The 13,835-nt window shown below is 55.4% G+C and carries 13 protein-coding genes; 6 read left to right on the top strand and 7 right to left on the bottom strand.

Annotated features, from left to right (window positions below; all coding sequences use genetic code 11):
* Positions 1-34: 34 nt before the first annotated feature.
* Positions 35-721, bottom strand: coding sequence for a zinc metallopeptidase (locus JIN87_RS07805; RefSeq protein ID WP_200354984.1), 687 nt, complete (start codon positions 719-721; stop codon positions 35-37).
* Positions 722-945: 224 nt separating this feature from the next.
* Here JIN87_RS07805 and JIN87_RS07800 point away from each other — a divergent pair, with 224 nt between their 5' ends.
* Positions 946-1,644, top strand: a complete 699-nt coding sequence (locus JIN87_RS07800; RefSeq protein WP_200354983.1) for a Gfo/Idh/MocA family protein — start codon at positions 946-948, stop codon at positions 1,642-1,644.
* A gap of 108 nt (positions 1,645-1,752) precedes the next feature.
* A complete protein-coding gene (locus JIN87_RS07795) occupies positions 1,753-2,049 on the top strand; it encodes a hypothetical protein (RefSeq protein WP_200354982.1) in 297 nt (98 codons plus the stop codon).
* Between the two features lie 111 nt (positions 2,050-2,160).
* Here JIN87_RS07795 and JIN87_RS07790 read toward each other — a convergent pair whose 3' ends face one another.
* Positions 2,161-4,224 carry a M3 family metallopeptidase gene (locus JIN87_RS07790; protein ID WP_200354981.1) on the bottom strand — a complete coding sequence of 688 codons (2,064 nt, stop codon included), beginning with the start codon at positions 4,222-4,224 and terminating at the stop codon, positions 2,161-2,163.
* Positions 4,225-4,330: 106 nt separating this feature from the next.
* On the opposite strand from JIN87_RS07790, the gene JIN87_RS07785 reads away from it, so the two are divergent.
* The gene (locus tag JIN87_RS07785) at positions 4,331-5,116 is read left to right on the top strand and encodes an AAA family ATPase (RefSeq protein WP_200354980.1); all 786 of its coding nucleotides are present in this window, start codon (positions 4,331-4,333) and stop codon (positions 5,114-5,116) included.
* Between the two features lie 13 nt (positions 5,117-5,129).
* The gene (locus JIN87_RS07780; RefSeq protein ID WP_200354979.1) at positions 5,130-5,609 is read left to right on the top strand and encodes a cupin domain-containing protein; all 480 of its coding nucleotides are present in this window, start codon (positions 5,130-5,132) and stop codon (positions 5,607-5,609) included.
* Here JIN87_RS07780 and JIN87_RS07775 read toward each other — a convergent pair.
* On the bottom strand, positions 5,588-6,148 hold the full coding sequence (locus JIN87_RS07775; RefSeq protein WP_200354978.1) for a GNAT family N-acetyltransferase: 561 nt from the start codon (positions 6,146-6,148) through the stop codon (positions 5,588-5,590). The two genes, JIN87_RS07780 and JIN87_RS07775, sit on opposite strands and share 22 nt — an antisense overlap.
* Positions 6,149-6,262: 114 nt before the next feature.
* Here JIN87_RS07775 and JIN87_RS07770 point away from each other — a divergent pair, with 114 nt between their 5' ends.
* Both JIN87_RS07770 and JIN87_RS07765 read left to right on the top strand, forming a co-directional pair.
* The gene (locus tag JIN87_RS07770; protein ID WP_200354977.1) at positions 6,263-7,255 is read left to right on the top strand and encodes an MDR family NADPH-dependent oxidoreductase; all 993 of its coding nucleotides are present in this window, start codon (positions 6,263-6,265) and stop codon (positions 7,253-7,255) included.
* 120 nt (positions 7,256-7,375) lie between these two features.
* Positions 7,376-7,759: a DciA family protein gene (locus JIN87_RS07765; protein ID WP_200354976.1), complete on the top strand. Its 384-nt coding sequence runs from the start codon at positions 7,376-7,378 to the stop codon at positions 7,757-7,759.
* Between the two features lies 1 nt (position 7,760).
* On the opposite strand, the gene JIN87_RS07760 is transcribed toward JIN87_RS07765, so the two are convergent.
* The 4 genes from JIN87_RS07760 to JIN87_RS07745 form a co-directional block, all read right to left on the bottom strand.
* The gene (locus tag JIN87_RS07760) at positions 7,761-9,416 is read right to left on the bottom strand and encodes an RNA polymerase sigma factor (protein ID WP_200354975.1); all 1,656 of its coding nucleotides are present in this window, start codon (positions 9,414-9,416) and stop codon (positions 7,761-7,763) included.
* Positions 9,417-9,480: 64 nt separating this feature from the next.
* Positions 9,481-10,221: a Bax inhibitor-1/YccA family protein gene (locus tag JIN87_RS07755; RefSeq protein ID WP_200354974.1), complete on the bottom strand. Its 741-nt coding sequence runs from the start codon at positions 10,219-10,221 to the stop codon at positions 9,481-9,483.
* A gap of 105 nt (positions 10,222-10,326) precedes the next feature.
* Positions 10,327-11,970, bottom strand: a complete 1,644-nt coding sequence (locus JIN87_RS07750; protein ID WP_200354973.1) for a fumarate hydratase — start codon at positions 11,968-11,970, stop codon at positions 10,327-10,329.
* A 121-nt stretch (positions 11,971-12,091) separates the two neighbouring features.
* The gene (locus JIN87_RS07745) at positions 12,092-13,501 is read right to left on the bottom strand and encodes a UDP-N-acetylmuramate--L-alanine ligase (protein ID WP_200354972.1); all 1,410 of its coding nucleotides are present in this window, start codon (positions 13,499-13,501) and stop codon (positions 12,092-12,094) included.
* Positions 13,502-13,835: the final 334 nt, after the last annotated feature.

Here is a 13,835-nt window from a genome sequence, read left to right as displayed (position 1 = left end):
TCAGCTTAGCAAAAATACTTTATGTTGTTTGTCCCTAGTCCCGGTTGCCCCCCAGCATCGAGACCAAGTAAATCAGATAGCCTAACGAAGATACAAACGCAGCAACGTACGTCCAGGCTGCAGCATCCAGCGTTTTATTTACGCCAACGAGCTCATCCTGCCCTAAAATCCCCAGAGAAACGAGCTCCTGCTTCGCACGGCGGCTCGCGTCGAACTCCACTGGCAAGGTGATCAAGTGAAAGGCGGTCATGACTAGATATGCTGCCACGCCGAGCTTCAAAAAGAGTCCGCCCATGCCCGCTCCGAACAAGAAGAACGGCCCGAACATGATAAACGGCATCAAGCTCGCGGCGAAGTTCGTCACAGGGATCATGGCCATACGCGCCTTGAGCATCGAGTAGCCGACCTTGTGCTGGACGGCGTGCCCGGCTTCGTGGGCCGCCACTCCCAGAGCCGCTAGACTCGTTCCGTTGTAATTGTGCTCGCTGAGCGCCAAGCGCTTGTTGACCGGGTCATAGTGGTCGGTCAGCTCGCCCGCGACGCGAACGATTTCCACGTCGTAGATCCCGGCCTTCTGCATGACAGCCAGCGCCGCCTCACGTCCTGTAATGTTACCCCTAGAAGGCACTTGCACGTACTTGCCGTAGGCTGACTTGACCTTGTTCTGCGCCCAGAAAGCGAGGATGAAGGTCGGCACAATGAGAATTAGAAAAGCAAACATGGTTTAGATTTTAGTGTTGTTGAGTACTGGAGATAGCAACGAGCATTCCAAGTTCCAGAATGCGAAATAAATTTCGTACGACAATTAGACTACCCCCTTATCGACAGCGGGTTACAACTCAATAGATTTTTTCCACCAAAAGCTCCAATCTTGCCGACGGGACAAGAAGTCGCAAACTGCGACACGAACCGAATCGCAAGTGTCCCCTTCACCCCTACCCCACTATGAAGACTCCATCGATCGCCTTCGCATTCTTGCTAATCGCGTCCCTGTGTAGCTCCGCCCCTACCAAGCTAGCCATCGCTGGCCTCACCCACACCCACGTCCACTGGATCTTCGAAAGTGCCAAAAACGGCGAATTCGAGATCGTCGGAATTTCAGAGCCCAACCGAGAGCTCGCCCAACGCTACTCAAAGCAGCACGGCTTCAGCATGGACCTAGTCTACGACGACCTCGCAAGCATGCTCGCCGCGACCCGCCCCGACGGCTTGACCGCGTTTGGCTCAATCCGTGAACACCTCGAAGTCGTGCAAACAGCAGCTCCCCTCGGCATTCACGTCATGGTCGAAAAGCCGCTCGCAGTCAGTCTGGAACACGCCCGGCAAATGAAATCCATCGCCGAAAAACACGGCATCCATCTGCTCACCAACTACGAAACTACCTGGTACCCGACCAACCATAAGGCCTACGAACTCTTGAAAGAGGGAGCAGTCGGTGACCTAAGGAAAGTGATCATCAACGACGGCCATCGCGGCCCCAAGAAGCTAGGCATCAACAGCGAATTTCTCGACTGGCTGCTCGACCCAGTCGAAAACGGTGGCGGCGCCATCACCGACTTCGGCTGCTACGGAGCGAACCTCATGACCTGGCTCACCAACGGAGAGCGCCCCCTTTCCGTCACCGCCATCACCCAGCAATTGTAGCCGGAGAACAACCCCAAGGTCGACGACGAGGCGACCATCATCCTCACCTACCCCAAATCTCAAGCCCTCATCCAAGCATCTTGGAACTGGCCGATCGGCCGAAAGGACATGGAGATCTACGGACTCGAAGGAGTCATCTACTCCGACAACCGCCACCAGCTTCGCGTCCGGATCGCAGAAGGCTACGATGGCTACGACGAACAAGTCTACGAACTGGAAGAGCGCCAAGCTCCCTACAACGATCCCTTCTCCCTCTTCGGTTCAGTCATCGACGGCAGCCTCGAACTCCCCAAATACAGCCTCTCTTCCCTTGAGAACAACATGATCGTCATGGAAATCCTCGACGCCGCCATCCAGAGCGCAAAAAGCGGCCGAACCATAGCGCTTTCTCAACCAAACAAGTAGTATCTAAGAAAGTCGCCAACTTTTCGAAAAGGTAGGGTCTGACCGCCGGGCAGACCGCGCTGCAGGATCTAACTCCCACGCGTGTCGGCCCGGCAACCCATAAGCAACGCTCTAAGCCAATCCGCTACGTACCAGCAACGCATTCGCGTCTGGCTCCCGTCCCATGAAGTCGTGGAACAGTTTCGCAGGATCTTCGGAATTGCCCTTCGAAAGCACGCACTCGCGGAAGGCCCGGCCTGTCTCCTCATTGAAGATCCCTTCCTTCTCGAAACGTGTAAACGCATCCGCATCCAAAACCTCAGCCCACTTGTACGAATAGTAAGCTGCCGCGTAACCAACGGGATCTGAAAACAAATGCCCGAATCGACGTACGATAGGACGCGGGAGCGTCTTGCACTCGGCCGTGTATCCAGTCAACGCCTCGCGGATGGTTTCATCCATATCGCCTTCCAGGTAACGTTCTGGGTTCAGGTGCATTTCGAGATCCATCTTCCCCAGACTTAGCTGACGCATCGTAAAACTCGCGCTTTGGAAATTCCGAGCCGCTACCATCTTCTCGAATAGCTCGTCAGGGATCGGCTCGCCTGTCTCGTAGTGCTTGGCAAACTCGTTCAGGCTCTCGCGATTCCAACACCAGTTCTCCATGATCTGCGAAGGAAGCTCCACAAAATCCCAAGCCACATTCACCCCGTTCAGAGACTTAATGTCTACCCGTCCAAGCAAGTGGTGCAACAGGTGGCCAAACTCGTGAAACACGGTTTCGACTTCGTTGTGCAACAAGAGCGCTGGCTTTCCGTCAACCGGTTCCGTCATGTTCCCCGTGATCAAGCCAACATGCGGCGTGCGAGAACCGTCTTCCTGCGGAACGCCCGTATCCAGAAAGTTCATCCAAGCTCCACCCCGCTTGTCTTCACGCGGGTGCCAATCAGCGTAGAAATAGCCCAACAACTCGCCCGACGCATCGAACAAATCGTAGAGCTTCACATCCGCATGCCAGCTATTCTCAGGTCCCTCGTGGTCTTGTATCCGCAAACCGAATATCCGCTCCGCAATTCGAAACATGCCGCTGAGCACGCCATCGATCGGGAAGTAAGGTCGCAATTCCTCTTCATCAAAGTCGTATTTGCTCTGACGCAGCTTCTCGGACCAGTAGGAAAGATCCGCCAGTTCCAGCCTGTCCTTCGGCTGCCCCGTCTGTTCCGCCACAAACGACTCTAGCTCCTCGAAGTCCTTATCGAAGAATGGCTTTGCCTTGTCGTGCAAGTCCTCCACAAAAGCCAAGGCCTTGCCACCACTCTTCGCCATGCGACGCTGAAGCACTTGATCCGCGAAGTTCGTCTTCCCAAGCAGCTCTGCCTTCTCCTGACGCAACTTAAGAATCTCGCGAATCAACTGGGTATTGTCCCACTTGTCCTTCGCCCCAATCAAAGAAGTCTCCTCATAGATCTCCTTTCTCAAAGCCGCGTCGTCCGCGTATTTCAAAACTGGGAAGAAGGAAGGGGCTTGTAGGGTAAATCTCCATACAGGCTTTTCATCCGTCCCGAGATCCTTGCTCTTGGCGCTCTGACGAGCCGCCGCCTTCGCCGAATCCGGCAAGCCGGACAAACGAGACTCGTCTTCGATCAGCAACTCGTAGGCATTTGTCGAATCGAGAACGTTGTCCGAAAAGCTCTTGGTCTTGCCCGCCAGCTCCTTGTTCAAAGCCTCCAGACGCTCCTTCTTGTCAGCTGGCAAATCCGCGCCTGCCTGGCGGAAGTCCGCCATAGTCTCTTCGAAGAAGCGCTTCTGCACTCCCTCGAGCTCGCTGGCTGCAGGCTTCTCCGCGAAACTCTTCAGCGCCGCCCAAAGCTTCGCGTTGAGAGGGATACGAGACGAGTACTCAGTCACCTTCGGCAACATTATGCGGTGCGCGTCACGTAGAGCCTCGCTATCTTTGACAGAAGTCAGGTGCTCGATACGCCCCCAAGCCCGGCCGAGCGTTTCGCCAGCAGCTTCCAAGGCAAGGAACGTATTTTCGAATGTCGCGTCCTCAGGAGAAACCTCGCAAATCGCGTCGATTTCCGCCTGTCCCTCGACAAGCGCAGCTTCGATATCCGCTTCGATCTTGTCTGGAGTAAGAGAGGCCCAATCGACCAGTTTGTCAGGGCTATGAAAGGGGTGTGCTTCTAAACTCATATTGCCGAGCACGCTAATCGGGAGTTTCACCAACACAACCGAGAAGCGCTCTTTTGTGGGAAGCGGCCTTGTGCCGCGACTCCAACAGGACACTCTTCACATTCCAATGCCTTTTCTCAAACGCATCCACTGCCCCATCGCCGACACTTCCGACGACTTCCCCTTTTCACTCCCCTTTCTCCCATCCCTCCACGAACGAGATATCCACAGCGAGGTCCTTTTCCTCGTCGGCGAGAACGGCAGCGGCAAGTCCAGCCTGCTCGAGTCCCTCGCTATCGCCTCCAAACGGATCAGCGTCGGAGATTCCTCCCTCGATCAGGACCACACGCTCGACGAGATCCGCCCCCTCGCCAGCCAGCTCCGACTCGGCTGGAGCCGGCGGACCGGCAAGGGGTTCTTCCTGCGAGCCGAGGACTTCTTCAATTTCATCCGCCGCAACCAGGAGCTCGAGTCGACCTTCGACGGCTACATCGAGAAATACAAAGACGACGCCCGAGTCCGCGGCTACATGGAAGGCAACAAGCGAGCCATCAACGCTCGCTACGGACGCGACCTCAACCACTTCTCCCATGGCGAAGGGTTTCTCGAATTCATCAAATCTCGCGTGCACCCCGGAGGCCTCTACCTCATCGACGAACCCGAAGCCGCCCTCTCCCCCCAACGCCAGCTCGCCTTCGCCCTCTTCCTCCACGAGATGGCCCAGCAAAATTGCCAGTTCATCATCGCCACCCACTCCCCCATCATCCTCAGCGTTCCAAAGGCTGAAATCTGGAATTTCGAAGAAAACCACCTTGCCTCCTGCAGTTACGAGGACCTCGAACACGTGCAGTTCACCAAGAACTTTCTCGAAGCGCCCCATCGCTATTGGAGCCAACTCACAAAAGAAGACTAACCCCTCCACCCCCATGAAAATCATCAACACCCACCAAGTAGAGTCCCAAGACTGGACGTCCCCAAAAGGCAAATACGGCGGCTCAAACAAAAACCTGTCCACCGCTCTCGGCCGCGACGACAAGTCGACCGACCTCCTCAAACGCCACCCTTTCGACGTCGCCATCACCACGCTAGCCCCTGGCCAAACCTATTGCCCCTACCACGCCCACGACGCCCAATGGGAGTTCTACCACGTCACCCAAGGCAAAGGCATCGTGCGCGACCAAGAGGGTGAAACGGAAGTGGGCCCCGGCGACGCCTTCCTGTTCAAACCAGGAGAAGCCCATCAGCTCCGCAACGACAGCGATGAGGATTTCACCTACTACGTCATCGCCGACAACCCAGTCAGCGACCACTGCTACTACCCGGACTCGAAAAAATGGATGGTAGAACAACCCGAGTCACAGCTCGTTCGTTCCGAGCCGCTCGACTACTTCGACGGAGAAGAGTGATTTGACGGGAGCGTGGCCACAATGCCCTTCGCCCCCGGCCACTCTTCCTTCGTCACCGCCCAACGTTCGTGATCGCACCACACTCCATTTATTTGCAGATACTTGGGCGAGAAGCCTTCCTTCCGAAAACCAAGACGGTCCACCAAAGCGATCGAACGTGTATTGGCAGGTTGGATATTAATCTCCAAACGATGCAAACCTAACCCCTCAAACGCTTCATCCACAGCCAAAGCCAGCCCCTCTGTCATCAGCCCCTTCCCGCACATTCCGTCCACTCCCCAGTACCCAACAAAAGCCCCCTGCAACGCTCCCCTCACAATCTCGCTGAGATTGACCACCCCTACCAACGCATCGTCGCTTTTCCGGCACACGAAGTAGCCCGCGTGTCTCGAATTCTGAATACGATTCAAGTAGTCCTCAAACCCTCTGTCAGATAGAGGAGGAAACACCCAAGGGCGATGCATCTCCACGCTCGCCTTAGACGCCCTCACAAACTCGCGGGCGTCCGCTCTCTCCGGTTTTCTCAAATAGACTCTCATCCCAAGTAGCTCAGCTAAATCACCCGATTAGTCACAACGCTTTTTCCCTATCAGCGAGCAAAATCGGCGCATGTACATTGCCTTATGCCAAACACTCGATTCACTCGCAGGCACATGTCCACACAAAAGACTACCGCACTTCAATACACCGAATATGGCAAGGCCGAGGAAGTCCTCTCCCTCGAGACAATCGCCCTTCCCAATCTTGAGAGCGGCCAAGCTCTCCTCAAAGTGCTCGCCGCCCCGATCAATCCGGCCGACATGGGCAAAGTGGGCGGCGTCTATGGCGAACTCTCCCCCCTCCCAGCAGTCGGCGGAATAGAAGGCGTCGCCGAAATCGTAGAAATCAATTCGGAAGACAGCCAGTTCCAAGTCGGGCAACGCGTCTTCGTCCCCAACGGCCTAGGCGCCTGGCAAAGCCACGTGATCGCAAACTGCGCCGACCTCTTTCCCGCCCCCGAAAAGCTCCCGATCGAACAAGCCGCCATGGCTTGGGTCAATCCAGCCACCGCATGGAAAGTCCTGCACGACTTCGCCAAACTCCAGGCAGGCGACGTCATCGTGCAAAACGCAGCCACTTCCGCCGTAGGCAAATTGGTGATACAGATCGCCTGCCACCTCGGCATAAAAACCATCAACCTCGTCAGAAGCCTCGATTCAGAAGAGCAGCTCAAAGCCCTTGGAGCAAGCATCGTGCTTCTCGACGACCGCGACGCCCCCAAGGAAGCCCTCAAGCTCACCGGCGGAAAAAAGGCCAAGATCGGCCTAAACTCGATCGGCGCCTCCAGCCTCCTCGGCATGTGCAAGCTCCTCGACGACGGCGGCACAGTCATCACTTTCGGGGGCATGGACAGAAACCTAGCCCCCTTCCCCACTCGCTACCTCATCTTCAACGACATCAGGCTCCGCGGCTTCTGGGTCAGCAAGTGGTACAAGACAGCCCCGCGCGAAGAGATTCTTGAGCTCCACAACGAGCTTTTCACCTTCATGGAAAACGCGAAAATCGGGGTCAACGTGGCCGCCACCTATCCGCTCGAGCAATGGCGAGAAGCCCTCGACCACGCCAACCGAGCCGGCAAAATCGGCAAAGTCCTGCTCACTCCATAAACGAGAAAACAATTAAAACACGGGTAGGCCGCGTGCGAGCGGCCTTTTCTTTGTCTCCATACGGCCTGCTTCGAAAATTCCCCTTCACACTCCACACTTAACACTCCACACTCCTCCTCCTTGGCCGAGCAACCGTACAAATTCCGTAAGAGTGTAGAGCGACTCATCGCAAACTTCCGAGGCATCCCCGAGAACTATCCCGGAGAGGCTTCCAAGTCCGAGCGTCCCCTCGCCAACGTCCTGGATCGAGTCCTAAACAAGTACAAGATCGGCCAAGAAAAGATCGAAGACAGGATCCTGCAGAATTGGCCCCACATCGTCGGGCCAGCCAACGCCCCCCATTGCAGTCCCTCTCGCATCGAACGCGAACGCACGCTTTTCATTTCCGTATCCAACCCTGTGATACGACAGGAACTTCAGTTCCACAAACGAGACATCCTGCAAAACATCCACCACCTAGAAGGCGGAAAAAAGATCCGCAACCTCGTCTTCAAGTCCGGCTAAGCTATTCGCCCAACGCCTGAAAAAGATCACCTCGATCCGCCTTTTCCAAATGCGTGCGGATCAGCTGGATCGTTTCCGCGCTGCTATCGTGCACCAATACTTCCTCAGCGAGCTTTATCGCCTGGTCCACCTCCCCAGCCCCTGCCAGCAACTCCATGTCAGACGCAGCAGACTTAATCGCATAGGCCTTGTTCCGCTCAATCATCGCAGCACGCTTTTCACCCGAAAACCGACCAGAAGGAAGCCGCTCGTAGCTCATCTGAAAGTTCGCAAAGGCGAGGCCCGCGTATCCAGGGCGCAAAGCATCCTCATAACGCTTTTCCTCCATTAACTCCTTCTTCAGAAAAATGCGGAGGCTCGATTTTAGCCTTTCGTTTTCAACTTGGTCAAAGACCGCGATTGATCGCTCCTGCTCGCCAAGCTCCGCATTGATGCGCGCCCAAGCATGCACATCTATTTCATTTCGATCACTACTGTTCGGCAGATTCAGAATCTCTGTCTCAATCCTATCCCGACGGATCTCCAACTCACGCTTCGCTTCAGGAATTGAGTCTCCAATCTCCAAGATGCTCCTAAGAACAGCAGAGTGACGAACTCCCACAAAACTGCTCCGCTCTTGCACCCCATTATCGAAGAGCCAGAGAAACTCCTCCAACGCCTCCTCAAGCTTCCCATCCTTCTTCCAACCTTGAGCCCGCTGGAACCTAGCCATCACGTCCAACTGAGGCTCCTCTTCGACGACACGCTCCGCAACTTCCCTGAGCTTTTCTAACTCCGCCAATCGGATCGCCGTACGATCAACCTCCTGCGTCTTCGCAGCCAGCAGCCGTTCCAGCTCCGCCACCCTTCGGACCGCTTCCTCGGAAGCAGCAACACTGCGTTCAAGCCGCGCCTCCAATCGCCCGCTCTCCTGAGACTTGATAACAGCGACTCCGACTGCGACCGCAGCCACGCCACCAGCCAATAGAGCAAGCAACTTCGCCCCTCCCAAGATTCCTACGCTCGCCACGCTGCCACCCAACACGCCCTCCACGATCGACCTCGCCAGTCCTGAAGGAGCGGATACAAGGCCATGAGCTCCCACAGCCCCTGCCAAAGCGGCAGAGCTTGAGCGAATGCCTCGTTTTTCCAAAATGCCACTGAGTTTTTCCAACGCTCGATTCACCCGCATCCGTGCCGCATTCTCGCTCAGCCCCAGGCATACACCGATTTGAGCAAACCTCTTTTCCTCAAAAAAACGAAGACAAAGCACATCCCGATCGTTTTCGCCGAGCTCTGCAATCGCTTCGTCGAGCAAAGGACCTGCATCTTCCCAACCAAGCTCCCCGCTCTTGTCCGTATCCAAAATGTCCATAGCCACCACCTCCTCCTCTCTGCGTTTACGCCGGCGCTCCGCGCGCACCATATCACTCGCCGCGAATCGTACCGCCTTGAACAGCCACCCGTTTAGGGCCTCGAAGTCCCTCAGCAGCTTCGCCTTTCTCGCCACGCTCGCGAATACCTCCTGACACACATCCTTAGCAAGATGAACGTCCCCGCCGACTTGCCTCAACGCCACTGAGTAAACCCAGTCGAGATGCCGTTCAACCAACTCGCTGAAGGCTACCTCGGAGCGCTCCTCCTGGAAACTCCGCAAAAGTTCAGAATCGCTTTTCATCACATCAGAGGCAGTCGCTCGTTAAAGAAACCGCACAAAAAGAATGAAGAAAATGTGGATTCCCTCAGCGACTACGCAATTTGGACAGTAAACGAAGTAACTCGATATAAAGCCAGACGAGCGTCACGAGCAGACCAAAGGCCGCGTACCACTCCAAATACTTTGGAGCTCCCCGAGCCGCGCCGTTCTCGATAAAGTCGAAATCGAGCACAAGATTCAACGCCGCGATCACGACCACAAACAGGCTGAACCCGATCCCAATCACTCCGCTTTCATGTATCAAAGGGATAGATACGCCAAAGAAACCGAGAATCATCGAGAGCAAGTAGACAAAAAAGATGCCACCTGTAGCAGCCGCCACCCCGAGCTTAAAATTCTCGGTGGCCTTGATCACTCCCGTCTTGTACGCAAAAAGCAGAGCGAAAAGGACTCCAAAGGTCAGCAGCACCGCTTGGAAAACGATTCCGGGATACTGCATCTCAAAAAAGGCCGAAATCACCCCCAGCACCAAGCCCTCCACCACCGCGTAGAGCGGAGCCGTGTACGGGGCCACCGTCTTTTTGAAAACCGTGATCATCGCGATGATAAATCCCCCGATACTCCCGCCGATCATCCACGGATAGAGTTCCGCAGGATTTCCCGCCGCAAACGTCTTTTCCCAGGTGATGATCGCGGCGACCCAAAGCACGCACACCAAAATGCCGGTCTTGTTGACCGTACCGTTAATCGTCATCGCCTGACTGGCAGAGACAGGACGGCTAACATTGAAGGCTTCGTCGGATAAGGCTGGATTCGAAGTTCTCATGTAGCCGGACAATAAAAAAGGCCTGTCCTTCGACAAGCCTTGAAAAGAGGTTAAACAAGGAGCCCCCGCCGTTCCCAACGAGCAGCCTCCCGGAAACGACCTAGCCTACTTCTTACACTTCGTCGCCTGCTGGCGAATCAGCTTGAAGAAGTCGTTGCCCTTGTCGTCAACAAGGATGAAAGCGGGGAAGTTCTCCACTTCGATCTTCCAGATCGCCTCCATGCCGAGCTCCTCGTACTCGACGAGCTCAACCTTCTTGATGCTCTCCTTGGCAAGAATCGCGGCCGGACCGCCAATCGAGCCGAGATAGAATCCGCCGTGGGCCTTACACGCGTCGGTCACTTGCTGGCTTCGGTTACCCTTCGCGAGCATGATCATGCTGCCACCCGCCGCTTGAAATTGCTCCACGTAGGAGTCCATACGGCCCGCTGTAGTTGGACCGAAACTACCGGAAGGCATCCCCTTCGGAGTCTTGGCAGGACCCGCGTAGTAGATTGGGTGATCCTTCACATATTGCGGCAGACCTTCTCCTGCATCGAGACGCTCCTTGAGCTTCGCATGAGCAATGTCGCGAGCGACGATGATAGTGCCGTTCAACGAAAGACGAGTCTGCACTGGATACTGTGTGAGCTCTGCAAGAATGTCCTTCATCGGACGGTTAAGATCGAGCTCTACCACTTCGGCTTCGGCCTTGGTCTTGAACGCGTCCGGGATGAAGCGAGCAGGATCGCCTTCGAGCTGCTCCACCCAGAGTCCATCCTTGTTGATCTTGGCCTTAATATTCCGATCCGCTGAACAAGAGACGCCGATACCCACAGGGCAGCTCGCGCCGTGACGCGGCAGACGGATGATGCGAACATCGAGCGCGAAGTACTTGCCGCCAAATTGGGCGCCAATGCCGCACTCCTTGGCGCGCTCAAGGATCTTGGCCTCCATCTCGAGATCGCGGAAACCACGGCCGAGGTCGTTGCCGGAGGTCGGCATCGCATCGAGATACTTGGTGGATGCAAGCTTAACAGTCTTGAGGTTCGCTTCCGCGGAAGTGCCGCCAATCACAAACACGAGGTGATACGGAGGGCACGCCGCCGTACCGAGGCTCATCATCTTCTCGACGAGAAAGTCTTCCAGACGCTGCGGGTTGAGCAGCGCCTTGGTCTCCTGGTAGAGGAAAGTCTTGTTGGCGGAACCTCCACCTTTGCAGAGGAACTGGAACTTGTATTCAGCGCCATCAGTTGCGTAGAGGTCGATCTGAGCCGGGAGGTTGGTGCCCGTGTTCTTCTCCTCGTACATGGTGATCGGCGCCGTCTGCGAATAACGCAGGTTCTCGTTCGCGTAAGTTTCGTAAACACCTTTCGAGAGAGCTTCCTCGTCATTGCCGCCGGTCCAGACCTGCTGGCCCTTCTTGCCCATCACGATCGCGGTGCCCGTATCTTGGCAAAACGGGAGCACGCCTTGAGCCGCCACTTCCGCGTTGCGAAGAAGAGTCAACGCAACGTGGCGATCATTCTCAGACGCTTCGGGATCTTCGAGAATAGAGGCGACTTGCTTGAGGTGAGCCGGGCGAAGCATGAAGGAAACGTCACGAATCGCTGTCTTCGCGAGGAAAGTGAGAGCTTCTGGATCAACCTTAAGGATCTCCTTGCCGTCGAATTCCTCCACGGAAACGAACTCGTCGGTCAGGTGACGGTATTCTGTCTCGTCCTTACCCAGTTCAATGATCGGCTGGTACTTAAATTCTGGAGTTGCCATGGCGCGAACCGTAAGCGCCGTTTAGAATACCGCAAGCGCAGGATAATTAGATCCGCTTATCATTAACAAAACTGATACTCGCGATCAGAAGCATGGGAGCCCGCTTGTCACGCGACTCCTCCTACCCGCATTCGGCTACGAATCGGTCAATAACTCCCCCAAACGACCCATTTGTAAAGAAGATGACCAAAGTCCTTTCATCCCCATCTTTCGCCAAGGGCTGGAGCTTAGCGAAAAGCGCCTCATTCGAGTCAAAAGCCTCCGCCTCCGTTCCGACATCCTGCAAGCTCGCCGCCAAGGAGTGGGTATCCATCAACTCCACGCCTTGGCTGTTTCGGCTTTTAACCGCACCGATATAAGCCGCATCCGCAAGACGAAGAGCAGCCACAGTCGGCTCCCGCATCATCTCTAAACGCGAAGTATTACTACGCGGCTCGAAACAGGCAACGACCCGCGTATCCTTGAATCGGCTACGCAAAGCCGACAACGTATCGCGAACAGCCGTTGCGTGATGCCCAAAATCCTCGATCACCTTCAAATCATCCCGCTCCACCCGCATCTGCTGACGCCGCTTCACGCCACGGAAACGCGAAAGCGCGGAAGGGCTTAGATTCACCAGACTTTCATCGCTGGAAAGCGCTGCCGCAAGGCTAGCCATCGCTGCATTGCGAGCGTTGAACAACCCCGTCATCCCCCACTCGATCGAGGCCCAAAGCTGCCCCTGCCAAACGAGATCAAAACGCGAGCCATCAACGGTCGTTTCATAATTCTCGATCCGCAAGTCCGCATCATGAGCGGTGCCCACCCGATAAACGGTGGTCCAATCGAGGTCAGTCAACGAAAGAGCATTCTCGTCATCCGCGTTCACAAGCACGTATCCACTTTTCGGGACAAGCCTCAAAAGGTGAGAGAAGGTCCGCTTCACGTCCTCCAAATCACGGAAGATATCGGCATGGTCGAACTCGAGATTGTTTAGGATAACCACCCGCGGCTGATAGTGGATGAACTTGCTACGCTTATCGAAAAAAGCGCTGTCATATTCATCTCCCTCAATCACGAACGGACCGCCTCGATAACCCTCTCTCCATCCACGAGCCGGATCGATCGGAGCTCCCCCGATCATGTAGCCAGGATCCTGACTCCATTGCTCAAGCAAAAAGGCGGTGATCGAAGTGGTCGTTGTCTTCCCGTGAGTCCCCGTCACCACAATATTACTACGCCGACTCAGCACAAAGCGCTGCAACACATCGGGCAGAGACGTGTACTCGATCGAACGGCTTTCCAGCAAAAATTCGACTTCTTCATTCCCCCGCGAATAGGCGTTGCCCACAACCACGAGATCCGGGGCCAGCGCTTGCAAACGATCCACGCTGTAGCCTTGCATGATCTCGATCCCAGCATCCTCCAAGAGCGTACTCATCGGCGGATAAATCGCTTGATCACACCCCAGCACCTCGTGTCCCATGGCTCTCAAAAGCAAAGCCGCATTGCCCATCGCTGTTCCCGCAATTCCCAGAAAGTAGATCCGCATGAACGAGATGTGAAGTGATGCCCCCGCGAAATGCGATGTAAAAATCCCGTAGCGCAGTGCTTCAGCCCGCGATCACGATGCAGGATCATTTCTCCTCAAACCCGGGCTGAAGCACCCCGCTCCGTTTCGCCCCCCTAAAAAATCAAGAAGCCCCGAGACCAACCAAAGTCTCGGGGCTACGTGTGGGAGAGAGTCGTTTAGAAGAGCAATAAGCTCGTCTGCCTAATATATACGGCGAAACCCTGAGCTGCTTTACCCAATTCCGGTAAACTCTTTGTAAAGGAACCACCTCCCAACCTTGCGCAAAATCATGTCGAACGTTCGACATGATTTT

Source organism: Pelagicoccus mobilis (assembly GCF_016595505.1).
GTDB lineage: Bacteria > Verrucomicrobiota > Verrucomicrobiia > Opitutales > Opitutaceae > Pelagicoccus > Pelagicoccus mobilis.
The sequence above is the reverse complement of the archived record's forward strand: the minus strand, read 5'-3'. Positions and strand labels throughout refer to the sequence as shown.